21 protein-coding genes and 2 pseudogenes are annotated in these 24,942 nt (G+C 42.3%); 11 read left to right on the forward strand and 12 right to left on the reverse strand.

The annotated features are described in order from the left end of the window. Positions 1-101: 101 nt before the first annotated feature. Positions 102-248, reverse strand: coding sequence for a BH0509 family protein (locus DER53_RS06720; RefSeq protein WP_062754855.1), 147 nt, complete (start codon positions 246-248; stop codon positions 102-104). 122 nt (positions 249-370) lie between these two features. Further along, positions 371-1,516 (reverse strand): MFS transporter, encoded by a 1,146-nt coding sequence (locus tag DER53_RS06725; RefSeq protein WP_012749154.1) that lies wholly within the window; start codon positions 1,514-1,516, stop codon positions 371-373. A gap of 265 nt (positions 1,517-1,781) precedes the next feature. Between DER53_RS06725 and cax the strand changes: the two genes are divergently transcribed. Both cax and DER53_RS06735 read left to right on the forward strand, forming a co-directional pair. Beyond that, a complete protein-coding gene (gene cax / locus DER53_RS06730) occupies positions 1,782-2,834 on the forward strand; it encodes a calcium/proton exchanger (protein ID WP_062754853.1) in 1,053 nt (350 codons plus the stop codon). A 144-nt stretch (positions 2,835-2,978) separates the two neighbouring features. Further along, a complete protein-coding gene (locus DER53_RS06735; RefSeq protein ID WP_062677529.1) occupies positions 2,979-3,767 on the forward strand; it encodes a YfkD famly protein in 789 nt (262 codons plus the stop codon). A 26-nt stretch (positions 3,768-3,793) separates the two neighbouring features. Here DER53_RS06735 and yfkAB read toward each other — a convergent pair whose 3' ends face one another. Then, on the reverse strand, positions 3,794-4,918 hold the full coding sequence (yfkAB, locus tag DER53_RS06740) for a radical SAM/CxCxxxxC motif protein YfkAB (protein ID WP_062754851.1): 1,125 nt from the start codon (positions 4,916-4,918) through the stop codon (positions 3,794-3,796). Between the two features lie 344 nt (positions 4,919-5,262). Here yfkAB and DER53_RS06745 point away from each other — a divergent pair, with 344 nt between their 5' ends. The 5 genes and pseudogenes from DER53_RS06745 to DER53_RS17300 form a co-directional block, all read left to right on the forward strand. Continuing rightward, positions 5,263-6,810, forward strand: coding sequence for a fumarate hydratase (locus tag DER53_RS06745; protein WP_062754952.1), 1,548 nt, complete (start codon positions 5,263-5,265; stop codon positions 6,808-6,810). A gap of 117 nt (positions 6,811-6,927) precedes the next feature. Next, on the forward strand, positions 6,928-7,731 hold the full coding sequence (pdaA, locus tag DER53_RS06750; RefSeq protein WP_012749159.1) for a delta-lactam-biosynthetic de-N-acetylase: 804 nt from the start codon (positions 6,928-6,930) through the stop codon (positions 7,729-7,731). A 67-nt stretch (positions 7,732-7,798) separates the two neighbouring features. Further along, positions 7,799-8,665 (forward strand): DNA-3-methyladenine glycosylase family protein, encoded by an 867-nt coding sequence (locus DER53_RS06755; RefSeq protein ID WP_062754849.1) that lies wholly within the window; start codon positions 7,799-7,801, stop codon positions 8,663-8,665. 13 nt (positions 8,666-8,678) lie between these two features. Beyond that, complete coding sequence (gene rlmD / locus DER53_RS06760) at positions 8,679-10,061, forward strand: 23S rRNA (uracil(1939)-C(5))-methyltransferase RlmD (protein ID WP_062754847.1); 1,383 nt, start codon at positions 8,679-8,681, stop codon at positions 10,059-10,061. Between the two features lie 87 nt (positions 10,062-10,148). Then, positions 10,149-10,349: pseudogene (locus DER53_RS17300) on the forward strand (GNAT family N-acetyltransferase); the annotation flags it as partial. Positions 10,350-10,505: 156 nt separating this feature from the next. On the opposite strand, the gene DER53_RS06770 reads toward DER53_RS17300, so the two are convergent. The 4 genes and pseudogenes from DER53_RS06770 to DER53_RS06785 form a co-directional block, all read right to left on the reverse strand. Next, on the reverse strand, positions 10,506-10,673 hold the full coding sequence (locus DER53_RS06770) for a hypothetical protein (protein ID WP_156482443.1): 168 nt from the start codon (positions 10,671-10,673) through the stop codon (positions 10,506-10,508). 33 nt (positions 10,674-10,706) lie between these two features. After that, positions 10,707-11,360 (reverse strand): potassium channel family protein, encoded by a 654-nt coding sequence (locus DER53_RS06775; RefSeq protein ID WP_062754845.1) that lies wholly within the window; start codon positions 11,358-11,360, stop codon positions 10,707-10,709. Positions 11,361-11,391: 31 nt separating this feature from the next. Then, complete coding sequence (locus tag DER53_RS06780) at positions 11,392-12,732, reverse strand: TrkH family potassium uptake protein (protein ID WP_062754843.1); 1,341 nt, start codon at positions 12,730-12,732, stop codon at positions 11,392-11,394. Positions 12,733-13,479: 747 nt separating this feature from the next. After that, a pseudogene (locus tag DER53_RS06785) lies at positions 13,480-13,860 on the reverse strand (cation:dicarboxylate symporter family transporter); the annotation flags it as partial. Here DER53_RS06785 and DER53_RS17305 point away from each other — a divergent pair. Beyond that, positions 13,788-14,264: an RNA polymerase sigma factor gene (locus tag DER53_RS17305; protein ID WP_244319642.1), complete on the forward strand. Its 477-nt coding sequence runs from the start codon at positions 13,788-13,790 to the stop codon at positions 14,262-14,264. The pseudogene DER53_RS06785 and the gene DER53_RS17305 sit on opposite strands and share 73 nt — an antisense overlap. Before the next feature lie 72 nt (positions 14,265-14,336). Here DER53_RS17305 and DER53_RS06800 read toward each other — a convergent pair whose 3' ends face one another. Together DER53_RS06800 and DER53_RS06805 are read right to left on the reverse strand one after the other, a co-directional pair. Beyond that, entirely contained in the window at positions 14,337-15,863 is a 1,527-nt protein-coding gene (locus DER53_RS06800) for a succinyl-CoA:acetate CoA-transferase ScpC (RefSeq protein WP_062754841.1), read from the reverse strand. 306 nt (positions 15,864-16,169) lie between these two features. Further along, positions 16,170-16,817, reverse strand: a complete 648-nt coding sequence (locus tag DER53_RS06805) for a LytTR family DNA-binding domain-containing protein (RefSeq protein ID WP_012749166.1) — start codon at positions 16,815-16,817, stop codon at positions 16,170-16,172. 314 nt (positions 16,818-17,131) lie between these two features. Here DER53_RS06805 and DER53_RS06810 point away from each other — a divergent pair, with 314 nt between their 5' ends. Beyond that, entirely contained in the window at positions 17,132-17,449 is a 318-nt protein-coding gene (locus DER53_RS06810; protein WP_012749167.1) for a DUF3870 domain-containing protein, read from the forward strand. A 32-nt stretch (positions 17,450-17,481) separates the two neighbouring features. Here the strand turns inward: DER53_RS06810 and DER53_RS06815 are convergent, their stop codons facing one another. From DER53_RS06815 to DER53_RS06825, 3 genes are all read right to left on the reverse strand, one after another. Continuing rightward, entirely contained in the window at positions 17,482-18,687 is a 1,206-nt protein-coding gene (locus DER53_RS06815; RefSeq protein WP_012749168.1) for an acyl-CoA dehydrogenase family protein, read from the reverse strand. Next, complete coding sequence (locus tag DER53_RS06820; protein WP_062754839.1) at positions 18,687-19,850, reverse strand: CaiB/BaiF CoA transferase family protein; 1,164 nt, start codon at positions 19,848-19,850, stop codon at positions 18,687-18,689. Before DER53_RS06820 ends, DER53_RS06815 begins: the two co-directional genes overlap by 1 nt. 299 nt (positions 19,851-20,149) lie before the next feature. Continuing rightward, a complete protein-coding gene (locus tag DER53_RS06825; RefSeq protein WP_062754837.1) occupies positions 20,150-22,177 on the reverse strand; it encodes a penicillin-binding transpeptidase domain-containing protein in 2,028 nt (675 codons plus the stop codon). Between the two features lie 534 nt (positions 22,178-22,711). Between DER53_RS06825 and DER53_RS06830 the strand changes: the two genes are divergently transcribed. Both DER53_RS06830 and DER53_RS06835 read left to right on the forward strand, forming a co-directional pair. Next, positions 22,712-24,148, forward strand: a complete 1,437-nt coding sequence (locus tag DER53_RS06830) for an NADP-dependent isocitrate dehydrogenase (RefSeq protein ID WP_012749171.1) — start codon at positions 22,712-22,714, stop codon at positions 24,146-24,148. A gap of 208 nt (positions 24,149-24,356) precedes the next feature. Further along, on the forward strand, positions 24,357-24,857 hold the full coding sequence (locus DER53_RS06835; protein WP_375781760.1) for a glycosyltransferase family 8 protein: 501 nt from the start codon (positions 24,357-24,359) through the stop codon (positions 24,855-24,857). The last annotated feature ends 85 nt before the right edge of the window (positions 24,858-24,942 follow it).

Genomic DNA, 24,942 nt, shown 5'->3' on the forward strand with positions numbered 1-24,942 from the left:
TACGCGAAGACAATAAGCCTCTGCAGCGCCTCAACAAAGTGTTTTTATCGGTGGCGCAAAGAGATTATAAAAAAGAAAAGGACTGTCCTATGGCGGTCCTTTTATTCTGCGATTTCTTCATGATTGTAATAGTACAACTCATAAATATATTCGATTTCTGCGTCTGTCATATAAGCAAGTTGGTCTCTTGTAATTCCTCTTACTTTTTCGATAAATTCAATCATATTTTTTCGTTCTGCTCTAAGCATTTATTATCGCTCCCCTCCAGGTCGTTCTGTTTTAAAACAGAATATTGATTTCTTGCTGTTATTATATAACAGAACAAAAAGAAAGGTCAACAATTTTTTGAAAATAAACACAAAAAAGAAGGTCAGCCATGAGTGACCTTCTTTGTTTTATTCCATAACAGCGGCACAAAGACAAGGAAGAGAAGTGCGCTTATCGTAAAGAAAAAGTTGTGATTCGCCCCGAATTGAATCATTAAGCCGGTCATAAACGGACCGATCATGCTGCCGATGCTGTATAGCATACCACATAGTAAGTTTCCGGCTGGGAAGAGCTGTTTTGGCAGCAAATCTGCCATATACGTAATCCCGAGTGAAAACAAAGAACCGACAAACATACCGGCAATAAAGAAACAAACGGCAAGCCCGACAAGGGAATGATGGAATAAATAAGCACTAAAAAAGCTGGCACTTCCGATCAATAAAGCAACGGAAATGACTCGTTTTCGCTGAAAACGATCACTTAATACTCCAAGAGGCAATTGAAAAATGATACCTCCAAGTGAAAAAGCTGGTAAAATAAATGCTACATGTTCTATACCAATATGTTCCCGCAAAGCGTAAACAGGGAAAATGGCATGAATCGATGCTTCCAAAAAGCCGTAAGTAAACGGAAGCAATAAAGCAACCCACGCGTATTTCCATGCATGAACGAAGCGTTGAAATGTGTGTGCCGAACCAGATTGTTCGCTTTCCTGCGGCCGTTCGTTTGGCAAGAAAAAGACGCTACACCAGCCTATAAGGCTAAGTAGCGATGATAAGAAAAACGGCAACGATTCATGGAATTGAATGAGTGACGCTAACAGCGGACCAGCTGAAAAACCGATGCCGAAAAATAGCCCGTATAGCGACAAGTTACGTCCTCGCCGTTGTGCGGGAGAAAAATCGGTAATCCATGTTTGTGTTGCGAAATGGAGCATATGGTCACCAATTCCGATGCAAAGGCGCAAGAAAAACCAAATCAAAAATGAATGAAAAGCTGAAAATAAGGCGAGCGATAATATTACAATAAAACCACCAAGGATAATCATAGGCCGGTATCCATATTTACGCAGCGGTTTTTCTAAAAATGGAGAGATCAATAGGACACCGATATACAACGCTGTGGCATGTATGCCATTTGCAGAAGAGGAAAATCCATGTTTTTCAAGCAATATAGAAAGAAGCGGCAGCAGCATCCCTTGTGATAAACCAGAAATAGCGACAATGCTGATTAAAATCCAAAAGCGCATTGCTTGATACCTCGTTTCTAAACATAACACTCGTTTAACATGGTACATAAGTGGATTGTATAAGGCAAGAAAAATAAAGGAGGGATTTTTACGTAAAGTGTTAAATACATATATTTGGGAGAATATTGAATAATAATGACGACCGTTATCCCATTGTCATACATAACATATGGTTCAAAAAATGCCGCTATTTTCTGATTGATTGTCGAACGAATATAATGAGCCGTTCTAGATAAACTGAACGAGAAAGGTGGAATTATAACGGATGAATAAAGTATTTGCGCTGATGGTATGGATCGGCGTTCCATTATCAGTAATCGGCAGTTTTCTTCATTGGCCTGTGGTCTTGATGTTTGCGGTGTATTGCTTAACGATTATTGCTTTAGCAAGCTATATGGGACGCGCTACGGAAAGTTTGGCTATTGTAGCTGGACCGCGCATAGGGGGATTGCTTAATGCTACGTTTGGCAACGCAGTAGAGCTCATTATTTCCATTTTTGCTTTAAAAGCGGGACTCGTAGAAGTAGTGCTCGCCTCACTTACAGGTTCGGTGCTTGGCAACTTATTATTAGTGGCTGGCTTGTCTTTTTTTGTTGGCGGTCTTAAGTACAAGCGGCAGGAATTCAATGTATATGATGCCCGCCATAACGCCGGACTGCTTACGTTTGCCATTTTAGTGGCGTTTGTGATTCCTGAAGTGTTTGCGATGAACATGTCTAGTCAAGAAAAGCTATCTCTTAGTGTCGGTATTTCGATTATTATGATCCTTTTATATTTAGCGGCCTTATACTTTAAGCTTGTCACACATCGCGGGGTATATCAACAAAAGTCTGATGTAGTGGATGAACATGAAGAACCAGAATGGACAAAAGGAAAGGCGATTTTGATTCTAGCGCTAGCAACCGCGGCAGTTGCCTACATATCCGAGAGACTTGTCCATACGTTTGAAACGGTGGCGGAATCGTTCGGATGGAGCGAATTGTTTATCGGGATTATCATTGTCGCCATCGTTGGAAACGCAGCGGAGCACGCCTCTGCCGTTATTATGGCATACAAAAATAGAATGAATATCGCTGTTGAAATCGCGATCGGTTCAACGTTACAAATCGCTATGTTTGTTGCGCCTGTGCTTGTTCTTGTTTCTTTACTCTTTCCAGAAAAGATGCCGCTTGTTTTTTCGCTTCCGGAATTGATCGCAATGGCGACATCTGTATTATTGACGATTGTCATTTCTAATGATGGGGATACAAACTGGTTTGAAGGGGCGACATTGCTCGCGGCTTATACGATTATGGGAATCGGCTTTTACTTGCTTTGATCCTCATGAGTATTTTCGTTTATCCAAAAAGGCTCTGCTAATCGGCAGAGCCTTTTTGTTAATAAATTTTTTTTCTATACGGATAAACCGTATTTTTTTGAAAGAAAATAACGGTGAGAGTAGCAATGGAAAGGAGTCAGCATGATGAAAAAATGGAGTATTTGCCTTTTTATTAGTGCTTTTATGATGTATGCTACTACTTTCACCGCTGATGCGGCTTCCAAACAAGCACAGCCGAGCTCCGTAGTAGATATTACAAAAGAAAATACGTATCCAAATCCGACGCAAGATTTGCCGTATCTAGAACCAAGCAAATTTACAAAACAGCTCCTTGATTCAGCAAACGTAAAGATTGAGAATCCAGAACTGATCCGGCTTCTTAATGAATCTTCCGTTTCCAGTACGCCGTTTGCTATTGGGTACCGGGCAACGATTTATTTAGGACAATGGCCGCTTAATTATCAATCGTTAGAAACGTCAACGAATTGGGAGTATCAAAAGGTCAATACCAATTTTCTCGATAATCGTGGCGGCAATGCTCCACAAAGACTATATTACAGACAGGAAACGCAAAAGCATGTGCGCGGCGGTTTAACGGCACCAATTCCAAGCGAAGAAGCGGTGCAAAAAATGATGTTAAATGCGGCGATGAAAAAGACGAACTTGCCGTTAGCGTTTAGTACGGTTGTCGGGATTGGGACGAAAAAAGACCATCCATATCAAGTGCCTGCCAAAAAGCTTGGTTATTTGTATGCTTATGCGCCAGCCGTGAATGAAAAAGGGAAAGTTACCTATGGAGAAGTGTATGTTGTACTTAAAGGAAATAAAAAGAAAATTGTCGTGAAAAATGTAACAACACGAGGAATTGGCGCATGGATTCCTGTTCAGGACCGTCTGTATTTTTCATATGTTGTAAGCGAACAGCCACGATAAAACGTCAAGGTGATAACCTTGACGTTTTATTTTTTGATTCGCGCTTTTCGTTTCGTAAAATCGATATCAGAATAATAGGTGTTTTTAACAAGTACGTTCGGCCCAAGACATTGAACGGATGGACAATGACAAAGAAGCTGTTTTGCGATAGGGGAATTTTTCCATTTTTCGTATGCTTCTAACAGCGTATGATGACGGATGTTTCCAAGCACCGGCTCATCGCCGAAATCAGTCACAATAATATCCCCTGTAAAAATATTGACGTTTAGTCGGGAGCGCCCGTCTGGATCATTGCGGACGGTTACGTTTTTACTCGAATAAAGTCGTTTCAATAGCGCTAAATCTTCTTCGTTATCGCTGCAAGGGTAAAATGGAAGTGTTCCAAACAACATCCAAACATTTTCGTCGCGAATATCAAGAAGATGATGAATTGCCTCCCGCAATTCGTCCAAGCTCAACGTTTCCAGCGCACTTGCAAAATCACTAGGGTACATTGGATGCACTTCATGGCGTTTGCAATGCATCTCATTAACGACTTGGCGATGAATTTTTTCTAAATGTGGAACTGTCCGCTTGTTTAGCATTGTTTCTGCGGAGACGATGACTCCCGCTTTAGCCAAAGCTTTCGCGTTTTCAATCATTCGTTCAAAATATTTTTCACGCTGCGCAACGCTTGGTTTGCGCTCCATCATCGCAAATCCGCCTTCGACAAAGTCATCGATCGTTCCCCAGTTATGCGAAATATGCAACACATCTAGATATGGAATAATTTTTTCGTAACGATCTAACTCTAATGTTAAGTTTGAGTTTAGTTGTGTCCGCACTCCACGTTCATGGGCGTACTTCAATAACGGAACGACATAGTTATTTACCGATTTTAATGATAACATCGGCTCACCGCCGGTAATGCTTAATGAACGTAGATGCGGAATTTCTTCTAGACGCTGAATTAATAAATCAAGCGGCAGCGCTTCTGGGTCTTTCGTTTGCAATGTATAACCGACTGCGCAATGTTCGCAGCGCATATTGCATAATGTTGTCGTCGTAAACTCAATGTTTGTTAGTTGCAATTCCCCATATTCTTCTATATCAAGATACGCTTCCCACGGATCAAACGATGGCGCAATAGGTTTCAGTGTTAATGAATTCATATAATTCTCCTCTTTTCTTCTAAATTACAACCATCGTTCATTATGAAAAACAATTGCTGTGCTTGTCAATTGCTTTGTAATGGCAAGCAATATACTGTTTTTTCCTTTGCGATAATTATATTTGCTATAGTACGTTAATATGTTCAGACAATAGTCAATTCGATTGTCCAATTATGCCGCAAGTTGATTGGAGATGCAAACAACTGTAGATATTGAAAATAAAAATACGATGGCAACTTTTTATTTTTACACGAAAGTAGAAAAAAGGTTATAATAAATAGGAAGACAATTCTAAATAGTAATACATAGGATGAGCAAAGGGGAAGGGGCGTTGAACGTTGAACATGGAAAAATTCCAACAAAGCATGTATGAACTTATCGTGGAAACGTCCACGAAGCTGCCAAAGGATGTGCGTCGAGCGATCGCTCGGGCAAAAGCGAGAGAAAACGCGGGAACGCGGGCGGCGATGGCGCTGGCGACAATTGCCGGCAACATTAAAATGGCGGAAGAAAACGTATCACCGATTTGTCAAGATACAGGATTGCCAACGTTCAAAATTAAAGTGCCTGTCGGCGCAAACCAAATAAAAATGAAAGAGGCGATTCATGCCGCAATCGTTCAGGCGACAAAAGAAGGAAAGCTTCGCCCAAACTCCGTTGATTCGTTAACAGGAAAAAATAGCGGCGATAATCTTGGTGTTGGTGTTCCTGTTATTAAATTTGAACAATGGGAAAACGATTACATTGATGTTCGCCTTATTTTAAAAGGGGGCGGCTGTGAAAATAAAAACATTCAATACAGCTTGCCATGTGAATTGGAAGGGCTTGGACGAGCCGGTCGCGATTTAGACGGCATCCGCAAATGTATTTTACATGCGGTATACCAAGCGCAAGGGCAAGGCTGCAGCGCCGGATTTATCGGCGTCGGCATCGGCGGCGACCGCGCTTCTGGCTATGAACTGGCGAAAGATCAGCTCTTCCGCTCTGTGGACGATGTTAATCCAAACGAAGATCTTCGCCGCCTAGAAGAATATATTATGGAAAATGCTAATAAACTCGGCATCGGAACGATGGGATTTGGCGGCGAATCGACATTATTAGGCTGTAAAATCGGAGTGATGCACCGCATTCCGGCAAGCTTCTTCGTTTCCGTTGCGTATAACTGCTGGGCGTTCCGCCGTCTCGGCGTGAAGATCGATCCAGAAACAGGCGAAATCACGGAATGGTTATATCAAGAAGGAGAAGACGTCGATTTTGAAAAAGAATTGGAAAAAGCGAAAACAGCCGCAACGGCAGAACTTGGCGAAGTGCGCGAAATCGTCCTCGAGCCGCCGATTACGGAAGAACAAATTCGCCAGTTGAAAGTCGGGGATGTTGTCCGCATCAATGGAGTCATTTATACTGGCCGCGACGCGATTCATAAATATTTAATGGATCATGATTCTCCTGTTGATTTAAATGGACAAATTATTTACCACTGCGGACCGGTCATGTTAAAAGATGAAAACGGCAATTGGCAAGTCAAAGCGGCCGGTCCGACAACAAGCATTCGCGAGGAGCCTTATCAAGGAGACATTATAAAAAAATTCGGTGTTCGCGCGGTCATCGGAAAAGGCGGAATGGGCGCAAAAACGCTCCAAGCCCTAAAAGAACACGGCGGCGTCTATTTGAACGCGATCGGCGGCGCGGCGCAATATTATGCAGACTGTATTAAGTCGGTAGAAGGAGTCGATTTATTGGAATTCGGCATTCCAGAAGCGATGTGGCATTTACGCGTTGAAAACTTTACCGCTGTTGTTACGATGGACGCTCACGGCAACAGCTTGCACGAAGATGTGGAAAAATCCTCACTAGAAAAACTTGCACAGTTCAAAGAGCCTGTTTTTAAATAAGGATTGATCACCGTCAGCTCAGTGCTGGCGGTGATTTTTTATGCAAAAAATGGCGCGGTTAAAGTGGCAATGGTGGAAAAAACTAATGGTTAGCAGCACGACAAGGAGGAAAGACCGATGAAAAAATGGGCGATATGGCTGTTAGTATGTGTCATCATCTTATCGTTTGTTCCTGCTTCCGCTGAAGCTGTAAGCAATAAAGCGATTCATTGGGGGTTTAAGCGAAGCGAGAACCATAAGCCTCCTTCCGCGGGAAAAGAGTTAGATCAACTGCTTGCCAAATATGATGCATTTTATTTAGGGAATCCAAACAAAAAAGAAATTTATTTAACATTTGATAATGGCTATGAAAACGGTTATACAGCGAAAATTTTAGATGTCTTAAAAGAGAAAAAAGTGCCAGCGACGTTTTTTGTGACGGGCCACTATTTAGATACCGCTCCTGATTTAGTGAAACGAATGGTGAAAGAAGGGCATATTGTCGGCAACCATTCATGGCATCATCCTGATTTAACGCAAGTGAGCAATGAACAGCTTCGGAAAGAGCTGGAATCCGTTCGTAAAAAAACGGAAGAGTTGACGGGACAAAAAGGAATGATGTATCTTCGCCCGCCACGCGGCATTTTCAGTGAAAGGACGATGGCGGTCGCCCGCGAGCTTGGTTATTACCATGTGTTTTGGTCGCTTGCGTTTGTTGATTGGCAGACGAACAATCAAAAAGGGTGGAAGTACGCATATGATAACATTATGAAACAAATTCACCCGGGCGCGGTTTTATTGCTTCATACCGTCTCGAAAGACAATGCGGATGCGCTTGCGAAAGCGATTGACGATTTGCGCAAGCAAGGCTACACGTTTAAAAGCCTCGATGATCTGATGGTCGAAAAAATGAATTTGCATCCATGGCTTTTTACCCCTTGAACGTTTGGTTCAAAGGGGTGTTTTTCGTTATAATGTGGGTATTAACGATGAAAAAAGGTGATTAGGTATGTGGCAACAGCAAATTGAGGTCGCCCCTCCGTACGATTTTTCCAAAGCGCTGAAGCGGCTTGCCCTCGATCCTCTTATATCGGTGGATATAGCGAAACAGAAAGTCATTGTTCCGCTTTATGTTCAACAGATCCCAATCGCTGTTACGGTCGAAAGCATTGGGACAAAGGAGGAGCCGCGTTTTCTTGTTACGGCGCCATATCCTGAACGAAAAAAGGAAATCATCGAGCGGATTTCCCATCTGTTTCAATGGAATACACCGCTTGCCCCGATTCACGAACATTTTCAGCGGACCGAATTACAACCGCTTTTTACCGAATATCAAGGAATGCCGCTTATTTTAGATTTTGATCTTTATTTTTGTTTAACGAAATGCCTCATTCACCAGCAATTAAATTTAAAAGTTGCTTACCGCCTGACAGAGCGGTTTGTGAAAACGTTTGGAACACAAATCGATGGCGTTTGGTTCTACCCGCGGCCGGAAGATATTGCTTCTCTTTCCTATGATGAACTGAAGCAGCTGCAGTTAAGCGGACGAAAAGCGGAGTATATCATTGATACATCACGGCTTATTGCCGAAGGGAAGCTTTCATTAGAGGAACTTGCACACCAAAACGAGGAAGAAGTGATGGAACAATTGTTATCGATTCGCGGCATCGGTCCATGGACGGTGCAAAATTTTCTTTTATTTGGGCTTGGAAAACCAAATGTGTTTCCGAAGGCGGACATAGGGTTGCAGCGAGCGATCCAGCGGCTGCTCGGTCTTTCACAAAAGCCATCGATAAAACAAATGGAAGAGCTAAGCAAGCGCTGGGAGCCGTATTTAAGCTATGCGTCCTTATACTTATGGAGAAGCATCGAATAGAGGAGTGGAGAGCATGACGAAGCAGACCATTACCATCAAGAAAGGACAACAGTTTCCTCTGACAATTAAACGGCTCGGCATTAACGGGGAAGGAGTCGGCTATTTTAAAAAGCAAGTGGTGTTCGTCCCAGGAGCGCTTCCGGGAGAAGAAATCGTCGTAGAGGCGACAAACATCCACCCGAAATACGCGGAGGCGAAAATTAAAAAAATTCGCAAGCGCTCCCCGTACCGTGTCACACCAAGATGCCCTGTCTACGAGCAATGCGGAGGTTGCCAGCTGCAACATCTTGATTACCAAGCGCAACTTCGCGAAAAGCGCGATATCGTTATTCAAGCGTTTGAGCGGCATTGCCGTCTTCCGATTGAAACGCTGGAGATCCGCCCGACGATCGGGATGGACGACCCATGGCATTATCGCAATAAAAGCCAGTTTCAAGTCGGCACAAAAAAAGGAGCGGTTATTGCCGGGTTGTACGGATTGAATTCTCATCGATTAATCGATATTCCCGAATGCGTCATTCAACATCCGGCAACAAACCGCGTTACCAATATCGTGAAAATGATTTTACAAGACTTGCGCATTCCGATTTACAATGAACGGGCACAAACAGGGCTTGTCCGCACGATCGTCGCAAGAGTCGGTTTCCATACGGGGGATGTTCAGCTCGTGCTTATTACCACAAAAAAAGAAATTCCGCGCAAAGAGCTGCTCATCGACGAGATAAAGCGCCGTCTTCCTGAAGTAAAGTCGATCGTGCAAAATATTAATGGACAAAAAACGTCGCTTATTTTCGGGGAAGAATCGTTCCTTTTAGAAGGAGAAGAATACATTCAAGAAGTGTTAGGGGATTTATCGTTTGAACTGTCGGCGCGCGCGTTCTTTCAGCTGAATCCGGTGCAAACGGTGAAACTGTACGACGAAGTGAAAAAGGCCGCTGCTTTAACGGGAACGGAAAAAGTCGTTGATGCTTACTGCGGCGTCGGCACGATCGGGCTTTGGCTTGCCAAAGACGCCGGCGAAATTCGCGGGATGGATACAATTCCGGAAGCAATTGAAGATGCGAAGAAAAACGCGAAAAAACACGGATTTACAAACGCGATGTACGTCACTGGCAAAGCGGAGGCATTGCTTCCAAAATGGGTGAAGGAAGGATGGAAGCCCGATGTCATCGTCGTCGACCCTCCGCGTACCGGATGTGATCAACAATTATTACAAACGATTCTCCGTGTAAAACCAAAAACCGTTGTTTACGTTTCGTGCAATCCATCCAGCCTTGCACGCGATGTTGATGTGCTGTCCGAACGCTACACGGTCGACTACATCCAGCCGGTCGATATGTTTCCGCATACGGCGCATGTGGAGTGTGTTTCACGGCTAGTGTTAAAAAATGATTGAGCGTGTTTTTACCTTTCACACACTCAATCGGCACAAACTTGATTCTCAAGACCAAATCGCACATTGATTTGGTCTTTTTGTCTTTGTTTTGATATTGTTAAAAAGAATGGCCGGAATATCGTACGTTGTGTAACTTCACCAGTGAACAAGGTTTCCATTGCATTTCATACGAAAATGGGATTGGAAATCGAAAAGAACGGAGATAAAGAAATTGACGGAGTTTCAGTATATACTGATTATGATGGACCAAATCAAGATAGAGTTTTATTTGTGAAGAAGTTAATTTAATTATAAACTTGTTTAGCTCCTGTGGAGGAATGGGGATTTATTCCATAATCTGTAGTACCGCAAAGAGATGCAGGGTGGCTAAGATTGCTCGATTCAATCGATTATCAAGAGAGCTATTGAAAATATGAATAAAAAATGGGGAAATGTTTTTTCACATTAATTTCGGTAACGGCTTAAAGAAAACGGAGCTCCTTGTGGAAGGAGCCCTGATGTATTGCCTTCTTTGTTGAATTCGATAAAATAGATCGACTTTCCGGTATTTTGATCCAAGAGCGAGTCCCCGATAAAATCCATCAAGCCACCCGTTCTTTTTACGCCTGCCATTTGATCCTTCAACCACTTTACTAAAAACCGTTTTTAGTCAAACTTTTCAAACCGGTCCAAATCTTTATTTTCCCCAATCACGACTAATATATCTCCTTCTTTAATGATTCGATCAGGCGAAGGGGAAATGCTTACTTTTCCATCGCTGATAATAGCGATGACTGTTATATTAAACCTTGCCCTGAGATTTAATTCTCTTAAATTTTTTTCGATCATTGACGGGGGGACTTTTACTTCTTTTATACTATAATCTTTCGCGAGTTCAATATAGTCAAGCACGTTCGGTGACATGAGCTGGGTTGCAACCCGCTCTCCCATATCCCGTTCCGGAAATACAACCCAATCAGCCCCCACTTTATATAAGACTTGACCGTGCCGTTTATTAATGGCTTTTGCCACAACTTTCTTGACCTCTAATTCTTTAAGGATTAACACCGTTAAAATACTTGCTTGAATATCATCACCAATCGCTACGATGACAGCGTCAAAATTTCGAATGCCGACACTCTTTAATGCTTCTTCATCTGTTGAGTCAGCGACAACCGCATATGTAACATGATCTTTATATTCTTCAATTCGTTCTTCATTTCGATCAATGGCCAAAACTTCATTTCCAGCCTGGTGCAAGGTCGTAGCCAGACTAGAACCGAATCTTCCTAATCCGATCACAGCATATTGTCCTTTCATGTTCTTTCGTCCCCCTTTATGATATAAATTACTATCCGATCATAATCTTTCCCTTTGGAAATTTAAATGGATCCGGTTTTCGATGTAAAGTAACGGCATAAGCGATCGTTAAAGGGCCTACCCTTCCTGCAAACATGGTTAATATAATAAGAATTTTTCCGACAGGAGATAATTCAGGCGTTAACCCCATCGATAACCCTACTGTAGCAAATGCAGACGTTGCCTCAAACAAAATCATCAAAAAGTCTTTATTCGGTTCGGTTATCGTTAGAAGCATCGTTATCATCATGACAACAAATAAGCCGCTTACTGTTATGGTCAGAGCTTTATAAATAGTGTCATACAATATACGGTTTCGGAAAAAAATTACATCTTCTTTGCCCTTTATATTTGACCAAACCGCGCCTAACAGAGTAGCAAAGGTCGTCGTTTTAATCCCCCCGCCTGTCGATCCAGGAGATGCTCCTATAAACATTAAAAAGATGATGAGCAAGAGAGTCGGCTGCGTTAAATCCGAGATATTCAGTGTATTCGAACCAGCCGACCTCGGTGTAACTGCTTGGTACAAGGATGCTAAAAATTTCCCAAATGTTGATAATGGCTGCAATGTTTTCGGATTATGATATTCCAAAATAAAAATAAGAATAGTTCCAAAAACAACCAAGATTGAACTCGTAACAAACACGACTTTTGTATGTAAAGAAAAACGGCGTGTCTGACGATACTCATATATTTCATTTAAGACAATAAACCCAATGCCACCCAGTGTAATAAGAATACATAAAACGAGAGTCACTAGCGGATCATCCACGTAGCCAGTAAAACTTTTGAAATCACCCATTATGTCAAATCCAGCGTTATTAAAGTTTGAGATAGCATGAAACAAACCAAAATAAATTGCTTTAGGCAACGGCATATCAAAGGAAAAACGAATCGCAAGCAAGATTGTGCCAATCAGCTCGATAACGGCAGTAAAAATCAATATTCTTTTCACCAGTCGAACAATACCATCAATTGACAAATTATTTAATGATTCTTTTATTAATAACCTTTCTTTTAATGAAATTCTCTTACCTAAAATCAAAGCAAAGAGGGTGGCAAAGGTCATAAAACCTAATCCGCCAATTTGAATCAGTGCTAGAATGACTAATTGCCCAAATAATGTAAACGTCGTACCAGTATCCACGACGACCAGGCCAGTTACACAGGTAGCAGAAGTAGCCGTAAATAAAGCATCTAACCACGGAATCCCCTTCCCGTCTACTGTTGCTGCAGGTAAAGCTAAAAGAAATGCACCAATAAGAATAATGGAACTAAACCCTAATACCAATATTTTAGGTGGATCTAAATAAAACATTCTTTTCTTATTCATGTTCTTCTTCCTTACTCCATTAATTTTTTGTTTTTTGAAATAAATGGTTGTCATGCCAAATATCACTCATTTAATGGTAGTATGTCTGATAAAGATTGGATATATTCTGATAAATTCGCCATACATCTTTTTTATATTGCAGTAAGCGCTGCGATATCAAAAATTGTGATGTACCCTAACTCCGATCCTTCAGTAACCTCCTAAAGAATCAAGCCAATCATGTGTTCTCTTTTAATGAAATATAAACGTTATCCACTAATGCTAAATTCTAAATTCTTTTGTTTCTTAAATACAAAAGGAGATAAAAGAATTCCTCCAACAAATCCACCTATATGACCAGAATTCCGGGAATCAAAAAAGTCATGATAAAACCCATTTTTAAATTATAACTGCCTTTTACTACAACAAAAAGGTCCTAACTTCCTTCATAAACTAAATCCACTCGTCAACCACTCATGCCTCATTTCGCAGAACCACAGATTATGTAAGAAATTCTATTCTTCCCTATAATCTGTCGTGCTATGGCATGTTTCAGTTTCGCTGCAAACCGTTACAGAAGTTCAGCAAGCCATTATTATTATAAAACGGCATGGGTTCTGTTGAATACTGAACCCATACCGTAATTCTTTTGCACGTATCTGTTTGACAGATGCCAGTTCACCATATTTAGGCCTTCTTCTTTCATTTGCCGCGCAAGTGCAGCTGGCAGTTTTAGCGTGGTGGGAAAACGAGGAACATATCCAAGCCTTATGCTTCTAGTTTTTGCGTTTCTCCGTTATAGATATTTAAATTCAATTCTTTAGTGATGCGGCTGGTGACTACACCGGCAGTCATGCTTCCGCTGACGTTTAGGGCAGTTCTTCCCATGTCAATCAACGGCTCTACGGAAATGAGCAATCCTGCTAATGCTACTGGTAGATTCATAGTCGACAGCACTAAAATCGCCGCAAACGTAGCCCCACCGCCAACGCCTGCAACCCCAAACGAACTGATGGTGACGACTAGAATAAGCGTCAAAATAAAGGCAAGAGAAGTTGGATCGATGTTGACGGTTGGTGCAATCATTACTGCAAGCATGGCAGGATAAATGCCGGCACAGCCATTTTGCCCAATTGACAGCCCAAATGAGCAAAAGCAGGGCAAACGCCGCGGATGCGGTGCAAGAAACGTTTATCCGTGTGTATGATCATATTGACCGCTTCGATCCGGCCAAAGCGTATAAGCCTTGGTTTTACCGGATTTTGCTTAATGAATGCAATCGGCTGATGAAAAAGCAAGCAAAAATCGTGGCAATGAGCGATTATATAGATGATCATGCGCGCATGGCTAATGTAGATCAGCATGCTCACGGGGAAAGCGGTCGGCAATGGAATGATGGAGTAGTAAAGTATTATCTTGTCGATAACGGCCAGGGAGGAACGTTCGTCATCGAGCAGCATTACTTTGTCGAGGCGAGCGAAGGACACGGAGCTAGATTTGACAACATGCTAAAGCAGTTTCAGGTGACGAAAGAGCCCGATGAACAACAATAACAAATAGACTACTATAGCATTTGATGTTTGATGAAGGGGTATCCTTTTGAAGGCTACCCCGCTCTTCATATTTTATTGTTGAGTTTGCAATTGATATTTTGGTTCCATCATTGTTCCATATTTCTCGTAATTGATATGCCATGAGAACGCTTTTTCCAAGACGTGCGGTGTTTGGCCTCCGCGCTTAAGCGCTTCCTTGAAGTATTCGCGCAACTGCGGACGGTAATCCGGGTGTGCGCAATTTTCAATGATAAGAGGTGCGCGTTCGATTGGCGCCAACCCACGAAGATCGGCATAACCATATTCTGTGATAATCACATCCACGTCATGTTCGGTATGGTCAACGTGCGATACGAATGGAACGATGCTTGAAATAGCTCCATTTTTTGCAATGGATTTTGTCACGAAGATCGTAAGGCGTGCATTGCGGGCAAAGTCGCCTGAACCACCGATGCCATTCATCATGTTTGTGCCGCGAACATGTGTAGAATTAATATTTCCGTATATATCTGCTTCCAAGGCTGTATTGATGGAAATGAGTCCGAGACGGCGAACGATTTCCGGATGATTAGAAATTTCTTGAGGACGAAGGATCAGCTTGTCTCGGTAAGCATCTAAATTGGAATACACTTGTTTCATTTTGTTTTGAGACAAAGTAATAGAGCAGCCGGAAGCGAACCGGACTTTTCCAGCATCGATGAGGTCAAACATGGCATCTTGAAGAACTTCTGAATAAACTTCCAAATTAGAAAATTCCGAATCCAATAAACCGTAAAGGACAGCGTTCGCAACAGAACCAATGCCTGCCTGAATCGGCGCTAAATTTTCAGAAAGTCGGCCTGCTGCGACTTCCTTTCGTAGAAAATTGATTAAATGATTCGCTATAGCAGCTGTTTCCGCATCTGGAGGCACAATCGTGGATGGGGAATCAAGTTGGTTTGTCAAAACAATTCCAATAATTTTATCTTCATCTACTGGAATACCAATTGTTCCGATTCGATCGTCTACTTTTGTTAAAGGGATCGGTTCGCGTTTTCCTTGGTTGCCGACTTCGTAAATGTCATGAAGTCCTTTTAGTTCTTTTGGTTGGGCTGTGTTCAATTCGACAATAACGTGTCGGGCTTTTTTCACAAAGATCGAAGAATTTCCTACGGAAGTAGTAGGGATAATCATTCCGTCTTCAGTTATCGAAATCGCTTCCACGATTGCGAAATCGATAGGATTTAATACGTCTGCACGCACTAATTCTGCTGTATGTGATAAATGTTGATCAATAAACAAGATTTCCCCTTGATTAATTTTTTTGCGCATAACAGAATCGGCCTGAAACGGAAGCCGTTTATTGATAATTCCTGCTTCTGCCATCATTTTATCAATGTCTGAGCCTAGTGAGGCACCTGTATATACATTTACTTTTAAAGGTTGTTGTTTTGCTTTTTCAATCAGTGCAAAAGGAACTGCCTTGGCATCGCCCGCGCGGGTAAATCCGCTCAAACCGAGCGTCATACCGTCTTTAATCCATGAAGCTGCTGTTTCTGCTGTTACAATTCGGCTCCTTAAACGAGAATTACCGATTAATTCGAAAATTTGTTTATCCAATGCTGCTCACCTCTTATTTTATTTTTTTAAATATTCTAGCTATTTAGTTATGAAAAATCATTCAAAAGTGAATAAAAGGGCTTTCTTTGCAACTAAAAAAGAATTTTTAATACATAAAGGAGAAAAAATAGAAAACCACTCCGGATTGAAAGGGGATAAGAAAGGAAAATCATTACCAAATAGTAATGGAAAAACGTGCTGTTTCCATAAATAAAGAGCTCACTTTCCATGAGCTCTTTAGAGAGATTGGCAAAAGGAAGGGAGCTGTATAGTGGAAGAAACTGTTTTGATGTGCAGTTACACACATTAAAAGCAGAGCAGCTTCCGAAAATGGCTTGCATATGTTTGGCTCACGGGTACTCTTGAGCCGTCTTTCATCACCAATAAAAAAGTAGAATGCGAATCTGGATGAATTTCTATAATGTGATGAATGTTAACGATATAGGATCGATGACACCGAACAAATATATCATCAGGAAGGGAAAATTCCAGTTCGGTTAAGTTGTATTTATGGTAGCCTTCCGCATAAGTCGATTTTACGAATGTTTTACGATTTTGGGCTTCTAAATAGATCACGTTCTCGAAAGGAACAGGCAGCCAACGATCCATCACTCGGATCGTTAAATACGGCATTGTAAGCAGCGGCTTTCTTGGCAATATGGCGGTAACGCAGCCTTTCGGGTTGCCATCATCTAAAATTGGGACCGATATCCCGAAATAAGGTACGCCAAAAACACGGCTATCTTTTTGCTCTGCGATTTTCCGTTGAACGGTCAAGGCTTTGTAAGTGACCGATTCCGGTTTGATTTTGTCTCCGGGACGAATTTTTAAATCAATTTGTTTGCTTGGTTGGTAATAAATATAGCGCTTATCATCCGAAATCACGAAAGAAGCTTCTTTAGGAAATAATTCATTCATCACTTTTACAATCGAGGAAACAGTAAATCGGTCCATGTTACCACCCCTAGTGAACGATCTGCCACTTTACTTCGTTTGAAGCGGGGTTTCTGACGACTTGTATGTTTTTGCTAAAGGATGGAGACATACAAGCCCCCCGTTGCGTTTACTTTCCATCCGAGGCGTTCGTTTGAGCACATTATAGCATTATTGTTGCACGTCCATAAAGAGCGGATAAGAAAATCGATAGATGATGACAACAGTGCAAGCAAATTTATGATCAAAAAAGTTTGTCGATATATTTAAAAAAATTATGATTAATGTTGTTTTATAATCTTATAGTAGACATCTTTACGTAAGGGGAGAGGAAGATGAACACGCAATTTATTGCAGGACACGCACGGCTGCCGGCGGGAATGGCGGCAAAAAGCGTATATGATACGCTGACGATTACGGCGGAAATTGATAAAAAGTACGGGGTGATTGTCGACGCTTCGTGTACGCTGGCAACAGAACATGGGCGCGATTATGTTGCACGCCTGCTTAAAGGCCACTCGCTAAGGGACGGGATTGATTCCATTTTAGAGCAGCTGAATGAAGGGTATTTAGGAAAGGCGAATTCGGCGTTGTGTGCGGCGCTAAAAGATTTATACAAGCAATATTGCAAAATGCAGGAAAATACACAGTAAAAAGCCCTCGTACAAGCGAGGGCCTTTTTATGTTAAAGTTTCACCGAATCCGGATTCCAAGGCGGAAGCATTTTGCGCAGCGGTTTATCCTGACGGTAGCCAAGCACATATTCCGCTTGCATAATCGTATGGATTTCCCTTGTTCCTTCATAGATGACCGGCGCTTTTGAATTTCGAAGATAGCGTTCGACAGGGTATTCGTTGGAGTAGCCGTACGCGCCGTGAATTTGGACGGCATCGTCGGCTGCTTGATTAGCGAAGTCGCACGCGATCCACTTTGCGAGTGATGCTTCTCTTGTTGTGCGGCGGCCTTGATTTTTCAAAAACCCTACTTTATAGACGAGCAAACGGCTAATTTGCAATCCTGCTTCCATTCTGGCGATCATTTGCTGCACAAGCTGATGTCTCCCGATTTCTTTGCCGAACGTTTTGCGCTCATGGCAATATTTTACGCTCGCTTCGAGACACGCCATAATAAGCCCGACCGCTCCGGCAGCAACCGTGAATCTTCCGTTGTCTAGCGCAGACATGGCGATTTTAAATCCTTCTCCTTCTTCGCCAAGTAGGTTTTCTTTCGGGACGCGGACGTTGTCAAAGAACAGCTCACCTGTGTTGCCGGCGCGGATGCCTAGTTTTCCTTTAATCGCTTTTGATGAAAAGCCAGGCATTGTCCGTTCGACAATAAAAGCAGAGATGCCTCGGTGTTTTTTCGATTTATCGGTGTAGGCAAATACGATAAAGTGATCGGCGATGTCACAAAGGGAAATCCATGTTTTTTGCCCGTTTAAAATGTAGTAGTCCCCATCGCGAACAGCTGTTGTGGAAATGCTGGCAACATCCGATCCAGCGTTTGGCTCCGTCAGGCCGAAAGCGCCAATTTTTTCGCCTTTTGCTTGCGGAACGAGATATTTTTGTTTTTGTTCTTCTGTGCCCCATTGCAACAAGGTTAAGCTATTTAATCCTGTGTGTACGGAGACGGCAGTGCGAAACGCGGTATCACCGCGTTCTAACTCCTCACAGACGATTGCAAGCGAGTTGTAGTCCATGCCCATTCCGCCGTATTCTTCCGGAATGCATACGCCCATTAAGTTTAATTCTGCAAGCCGTTTGAAAATATTTGGATCAAAATATCCCCGTTCATCCCATTCTTTGATGTACGGCATAATTTCTTTATCGACAAATTTGCGCACGGTGCTGCGAAGCATTTCTTGTTCCGGAGTAAAATCGAAATTCATCATCATACATCCTCCCCCGTTTCATTCATGATTTCTCTTATAATTTCGTCGTTATGCTCTCCGGCAAGCGGAGGCGGCAGACGGTACGATATTTTTGTATCGGATAGTTTGAGCGGGCTTCCGACAAGCTGCAGAGACCCCACCTTTTCATGCTTCATCGTAATGACCATGTCGCGGGCTAGCGTCTGTGGGTGCTGGAACAATTGTTCAAGATTTTGCACCGGACCGCACGGTATACCTTTTTCGGCAAGCAGGCGCTGCCACTCTGCCCGCGTCCGTTTTTTCACTTCTTCATTAATGCGTCTGTTGAGTTCTTCGCGGAAGGCAACACGGCTTGGATTCGTTTGAAAGCGTGGATCTGTTCCTATTGTCGGGTCGGAAAGAAGCCCGCAAAACGCCTGAAATTGCCGATCGTTCCCAACGGCGATTACAATCGGCCCGTCGCTTGCTTCGTACGTTGAATACGGAACAATGTTCGGATGTTCGTTTCCTAAAGGTGTTGGTACGTTGCCAGACATTAAATAGTTAGCCGCAACGTTGACGAGCGCGCTGATCGCCGAGTCGAATAACGAAAGGTCAATTTTTTGCCCGCGTCCTGTTTTTTCACGGGCGAGGAGAGCCGCTTGAATAGCGATTGCCGCATACAAACCGGTAAAGACATCGGTAATGGCTACTCCGACTTTAAGCGGTCCTGATGATGCGGTGCCATTAATGCTCATCCATCCGCTCATCGCTTGGATAATATAATCATATCCAGGTAAATGGCGGTATGGGCCTGTCTCTCCAAATCCGGTAATCGAGCAATAGATGAGTCGCGAGTTGATGGATGAGAGATGGTCGTAATCAAGTCCTAATTTTTCCATTGTTCCTGTTTTGAAATTATGAATGACAACGTCTGCTGTTTTGGCAAGATGACGAATGATGTTTTTTCCTTTTTCTTCTTTCAAATTAACAGTAATGCTTCGTTTGTTGCGGTTGACCGCAGTGTAATAGGCGCTCATTCCGTTTTGAAAGGGAGGGCCCCAAAATCTTGTATCATCCGATCCGCCCGGTGCTTCGACTTTAATCACATCAGCGCCAAGATCGCCTAAAATCATCGTGGCGTAGGGTCCTGCGAGGACACGCGTCATATCTAAAATGCGGACGCCGTCTAACGCTCCTGGCATTCGTCCACCTCCTATACGAGCGAATAAAAAAGCCGGCTCCTTTTCTTCGTGAAGAAAGGAACCGGCTTTCACGACCTGAGGGAGCATTTCGGCAAAGAAATGCTGGTCAGACCGAAACAGTTCTTTATTATGAAGCAGTATAAAATTGTCGAGTCCTCGTCGTGCTAATACCGCCTGTGTAGCGTCAGCCGCGAAACCGACGGGAGACGGCTTGTTAAGTTTTATTATAAATAATAAATTTATAATTGTAAATAGTCAAAAAATTATCCGGAATAAAGGGAGCTCGTGATGGAACTCCGTTAATGTGATTTTACCGTTTGAAAAATGTTTTTCACGATATTTACAACGTATTTGCTGCCATGATCATTTTGTACATCCTCTATTAACATGGCAATGAGAAGGTCAGGATGATTGGCATTGTATGCGACAAACAGCCCATTTTCTTTTCCTTTTTCTCCTTTTTTATCTTTCAATTCAGCGGTCCCGGTTTTTCCTGCCAATATAATATCTTTCATATAAGCGCCATGTGCGGTTCCATTTGGATTGGCCACTATTTGTTTTAGCCCTTCTGCGATGATGCTCGCAGTTTTTGCCGAAATGATCTGTTGTTTCCAAACGGTTTTTTGTTGTCCTTTTTCTAAAATTGGTTGTAATAAATCACCATTGTTTACAAACGGTGTGTATGCAGCGGCAAGATGAAGAATGCTCATCTGCATTTGTCCTTGGCCATAGGCGGTATCCGCCAGTTGTGGACCTGTCTTCAGCTCGCCTGTATTCGATATTTGCGAAGATGGAATCGGGTATGGAAACGGCAATTTTTCGCCAAATCCGAATGAGTGCAACCCTTCTTTCAATTTATTCGGTCCGAGATCCAGACCGGCCATGGCGAAATAAATATTATCGGAATAAATGAGCGCATTTTGGAGGTTGACGTTTTGTAAACGATCGCTTACTCTTGTCACAAAGTAATTTCCCCATGATCCGTCTTTCGGTTGCCATTTTTTTTCGACAATCGTTTTCGTTTGTTCAGGAGTAATGATGCCTTTTTCAAGGCCGATTGCACCGATAATAGGTTTGATGGCTGACCCAGGCGCATAGGTGGCGGCAAAACGATTAATTAACGGTTTTAGCGGATTATTTTCTAATTTTTTGTATTCCTCTGCTGAAATTCCGAGTACAAACTCGTTTGGATTGAACGAAGGGGAGCTGACTAAGGCGAGAATTTCGCCGGTCAACGGGTGAATGGCAGCGGCGGTTCCAGCTCTTCTTTTCATATTTTCATAAATCGTTTTTTGCAGTTTGGCATCGATCGTAAGAGTAATTGTTTCTCCGTTTTTTGGTTTAGATTCAGCGACCGTCACTGTCGAACCATCTTTTTTTTCGATATAGATTTTAGCGCCGTCTTGTCCTTTGAGACGCTCTTCAAACAGTTCCTCGAGCCCGCGTTTTCCGATGCGGTCGGATGGCGAATATCCTTTGTTTTTTAATTTGCTTAGTTCTTCATCTGTAATATTGCCGATATATCCAACCAGATGGGCAGCGGCCTCCGCGAATGGATATTCCCTTTCTGCTACCTCTTTTACTGCTACAGCTTGGATGTTGAGGGCGCTTTCTAATAGCGCGGTTTCCGATTTTGCCGCTTTTTGAATTGGAACAAAATAATCAGGCTGTACCCAAGCGGCGTTTAATTTTTCGTTAATGTATTCGACAGGGATATGGAGCAGCTCGGCAAGCTGTTTTTTAATGGATTCCTCGTTTTCGCCCATTTTTCCAGGAACAATGCCGATTTCGTAGGCGGCTCCGTTCATCGCGAGCGGCAGCCCGTTGCGGTCGTATATTTCCCCGCGTTTTCCGGCGGTAATGGCAATACGAACTTTATCCCCCTTTTGTAATTGCGGAAAAATATATGTCGTATCCCATTGAACATACCATTGCTCGTCATCGTGTTGTTTTTCTTTGACAAGCAATGCTTCATGCTCAAACTGGATCGGGCCGGCAATTGTGTTCATTTTTACGGAAAAAGGGAGTTTGATTTGTTCTTTCTTATCGTCCTCTTTTTTTTCTTCTGCTGGCAATGGTTTTACCGATAAATTAGTTACTTTGATATCTTTATAAATTTTTTTATAGCGATTTATAAAATTTTCCTTTGATATGTTTTGTTTTGCTTGTTTAGATAGCATCGCATACATGTCTTCAAATTGTTGGTTTGCCCACAATTTCGTATATTTTTGCAATGCATCATGCGGTGAAGGTTTTTCACTGCAGGAAGATAATAAAATGGAACTAATCATGATGATGAAAAATGACACCATTCCTCTTTTGATCATTCATTTTCCCCCAATCGTGTTTAAATCATATAATATTTGCCGCTGAAGCAGTTTACATGTTGGAAGTTAACGGTATTTATATTAACTATAGCATAAAAGGTAATGAATAACAGTGAATGGGAAAGAAATGATCGTGGAGAAATAAAAAATATGGATACTAGAAAAATGGTAAAATTATATTTGTATGCAATAAAAAATTTACTGATATTATGCCGGTTGCTTGAATGTGAATCGTTATACATGGCCACATCTTCACATTATTATGTAAAAATGCGATGGTCTGTTGCTTTGTTTATGAGATGGCTAATAGGTCAATATTTGTGTATAGGGAAAAATTTAAATTTTTTAAGGAAATTTTAATAATATTTTGTTATTATCATATATGGATGATTATGACATCGGCCATTTCTGTTGGGTACATACACATGGAGACGAAACAGTTGTGGGATAGAGAGTGGTCTTCCGCTGCTACATAGTAGTGGGTTGTATAATAGATCACTTTATAACGACAAAGACAACAAAGGGAGGATTCGCATGAGCAAAACACCGATTACAGTTGCGTACGGAGATGGCATCGGTCCTGAAATTATGGATGCGACGCTAAAAATTTTAGATGCTGCTGGCGCACAATTAGATATTGAAACGATTGAAATCGGCGAAAAAGTGTATCTTCGCGGCGGAACGACTGGTCTAGAGGAGAGTGCATGGGATTCGTTAAGAAGAACGAAAGTATTTTTAAAAGCACCGATTACGACACCGCAAGGCGGAGGGTATAAAAGCTTAAACGTAACGATTCGCAAGGCGCTTGGTCTTTACGCAAATGTCCGGCCGGCTGTAGCGTATTATCCGTTTGTCGAAACGAAACATCCAAATATGGATGTCGTTATTATTCGTGAAAATGAAGAAGACTTGTACGCCGGCATCGAGCATCGCCAAACGGAACAAGTATATCAATGCTTGAAATTGATTACCCAGCCTGGCTCGGAAAAAGTGATCCGCTATGCGTTCGAATATGCGCGCAGCTACGGACGCAAAAAAGTGACCTGTTTTGTGAAAGACAACATTATGAAACTGACAGACGGCATTTTCCACCGCATGTTTGACGAAATCGGCAAAGAGTATCCGGATATTGAAAAAGAAACATGGATTGTCGATATCGGCGCGGCAAAACTAGCGAATAGCCCAGAAGAATTTGATGTCATTGTCATGCCAAACTTATACGGCGATATTATGTCCGATATTGCGGCGCAAATTTCTGGTTCTGTCGGGCTTGGAGGTTCGGCGAACATCGGTGATCAATGTGCGATGTTTGAAGCGGTTCACGGATCGGCGCCGCCGCTTGCCGGGAAAAACCTTGCCAATCCATCCGGATTGCTTTTAGCAGCGGTGATGATGCTGCAGCATATCGGCCAGCCGGAAGTAGCGTCGCGCGTGCATAACGCTTGGTTAAAAACCATTGAAGATGGCATCCATACGTTTGACATTTACCGCGAAGGAATCAGCAAACAGCAAGTGGGAACAAAAGAGTTTGCCCAAGCGGTCATCGACCGTCTTGGCCAGCTTCCGGAAAAACTTTCTCCAGTTTCCTATAAAGAAGCGCCAAAGCTTCACGCGGTGCTAAAACCGCGGCAAAAACAAAAGAAAGAATTATTTGGCGTGGACATTTTCCTTGACTGGGATAAAGGGACGGCGGAAGAACTCGGCAAAGCGTTGGAGCAATTTAAAGTTGGCAATCTCAAGCTTCGGGTTATTACAAACCGCGGAGTGAAGGTATATCCAGGAGGGCTTCTGGAAACGTTCTGCACCGACCATTGGCGCTGCCGTTTCCACGCAGAACCTGGCGAAACAATCGAACATCGGCAGATTGTCGAATTATACAACCAGCTTGTTGCGGCGGGATTTGATTGCATTAAAACAGAAAATCTTTACTTATTTGACGGTGAGCCAGGGTTTGCGGCCGTTCACGGATAATCCAAAACAGCAGCGTTTCGCTGCTGTTTTTATTTTTGCATAAGATTGAAAAATGAAACTTTCTAGGGGAAAATTCGCATGGACATATATGTTGAGAACGTGATGAAAATTTATATATAATGTAAGGGAATAGTATGACTATACGGTAGGGACAAGGAAGCGATTGCTTATGTTTCATCGAACTTATTCCGACGTTTAAAAGTGTTAAATGAACTCGCTGTTTTGCAACAATCATAAACCATTTTCGTTCTATATTATATTCGCGTATTCCCGAGATGGAAATCGAGTCATTAAACGATTTGCAGAACAAGGAGGCCATCGACTGACTCCGATTTATGTCGATCCTCAATTATTTGCCGATGCTCCTGTATTTTGTCATTACACTTCAGAAATGTATTATCGGCTTGCTGCTCATCAGTTTTTGCCCCAAGAATTGGACCGCGCTTTATATCTTGATCCAGACATTGTTGCGATTAATCCGATCGATGATTTGTATGATATGGATTTTGAAGGAAATATGTTTATTGCCGCGGAGCATACCCATTCCACGAAAGTAGCGAATTTATTTAATAAGCTGAGGCTGAAAACCCTGAATGCAAAAGGATACTTTAACACTGGTGTCATGCTGATGAACTTGCCGTTAATAAGAAAAGAAGTGCGGTTAGAGGATATTTACCAGTTTATTCGTGATAGGCGCCTGCCATACTAAGAAGGGACGCGGATCACAAAGAAGCATTCCATATGGAGATTGCACTCAACCAAAATAAAAAAATTAAATCATATCTATTGACAAA

The organism is Parageobacillus toebii NBRC 107807, from assembly GCF_003688615.2.
Lineage (GTDB): Bacteria > Bacillota > Bacilli > Bacillales > Anoxybacillaceae > Parageobacillus_B > Parageobacillus_B toebii.

What these genes read in the sequence shown, in the direction of transcription:
- DER53_RS06770 (WP_156482443.1), bottom strand. Translation starts at nt 10,673, where the DNA reads ATGGCAGGCGTAAAAAGAACGGGTGGCTTGATGGATTTTATCGGGGAC.
- DER53_RS06745 (WP_062754952.1), top strand. Translation starts at nt 5,263, where the DNA reads ATGGAAAAATTCCAACAAAGCATGTATGAACTTATCGTGGAAACGTCC.
- pdaA (WP_012749159.1), top strand. Translation starts at nt 6,928, where the DNA reads ATGAAAAAATGGGCGATATGGCTGTTAGTATGTGTCATCATCTTATCG.
- DER53_RS06815 (WP_012749168.1), bottom strand. Translation starts at nt 18,687, where the DNA reads ATGATGAATTTCGATTTTACTCCGGAACAAGAAATGCTTCGCAGCACC.
- DER53_RS06835 (WP_375781760.1), top strand. Translation starts at nt 24,357, where the DNA reads ATGAACTCGCTGTTTTGCAACAATCATAAACCATTTTCGTTCTATATT.
- DER53_RS06820 (WP_062754839.1), bottom strand. Translation starts at nt 19,850, where the DNA reads ATGCCAGGAGCGTTAGACGGCGTCCGCATTTTAGATATGACGCGTGTC.
- DER53_RS06825 (WP_062754837.1), bottom strand. Translation starts at nt 22,177, where the DNA reads ATGATCAAAAGAGGAATGGTGTCATTTTTCATCATCATGATTAGTTCC.
- DER53_RS06805 (WP_012749166.1), bottom strand. Translation starts at nt 16,817, where the DNA reads ATGGACCGATTTACTGTTTCCTCGATTGTAAAAGTGATGAATGAATTA.
- rlmD (WP_062754847.1), top strand. Translation starts at nt 8,679, where the DNA reads ATGACGAAGCAGACCATTACCATCAAGAAAGGACAACAGTTTCCTCTG.
- DER53_RS06725 (WP_012749154.1), bottom strand. Translation starts at nt 1,516, where the DNA reads ATGCGCTTTTGGATTTTAATCAGCATTGTCGCTATTTCTGGTTTATCA.
- yfkAB (WP_062754851.1), bottom strand. Translation starts at nt 4,918, where the DNA reads ATGAATTCATTAACACTGAAACCTATTGCGCCATCGTTTGATCCGTGG.
- DER53_RS06780 (WP_062754843.1), bottom strand. Translation starts at nt 12,732, where the DNA reads ATGAATAAGAAAAGAATGTTTTATTTAGATCCACCTAAAATATTGGTA.
- cax (WP_062754853.1), top strand. Translation starts at nt 1,782, where the DNA reads ATGAATAAAGTATTTGCGCTGATGGTATGGATCGGCGTTCCATTATCA.
- DER53_RS06755 (WP_062754849.1), top strand. Translation starts at nt 7,799, where the DNA reads ATGTGGCAACAGCAAATTGAGGTCGCCCCTCCGTACGATTTTTCCAAA.
- DER53_RS06810 (WP_012749167.1), top strand. Translation starts at nt 17,132, where the DNA reads ATGAACACGCAATTTATTGCAGGACACGCACGGCTGCCGGCGGGAATG.
- DER53_RS06830 (WP_012749171.1), top strand. Translation starts at nt 22,712, where the DNA reads ATGAGCAAAACACCGATTACAGTTGCGTACGGAGATGGCATCGGTCCT.
- DER53_RS06735 (WP_062677529.1), top strand. Translation starts at nt 2,979, where the DNA reads ATGAAAAAATGGAGTATTTGCCTTTTTATTAGTGCTTTTATGATGTAT.
- DER53_RS06720 (WP_062754855.1), bottom strand. Translation starts at nt 248, where the DNA reads ATGCTTAGAGCAGAACGAAAAAATATGATTGAATTTATCGAAAAAGTA.
- DER53_RS06775 (WP_062754845.1), bottom strand. Translation starts at nt 11,360, where the DNA reads ATGAAAGGACAATATGCTGTGATCGGATTAGGAAGATTCGGTTCTAGT.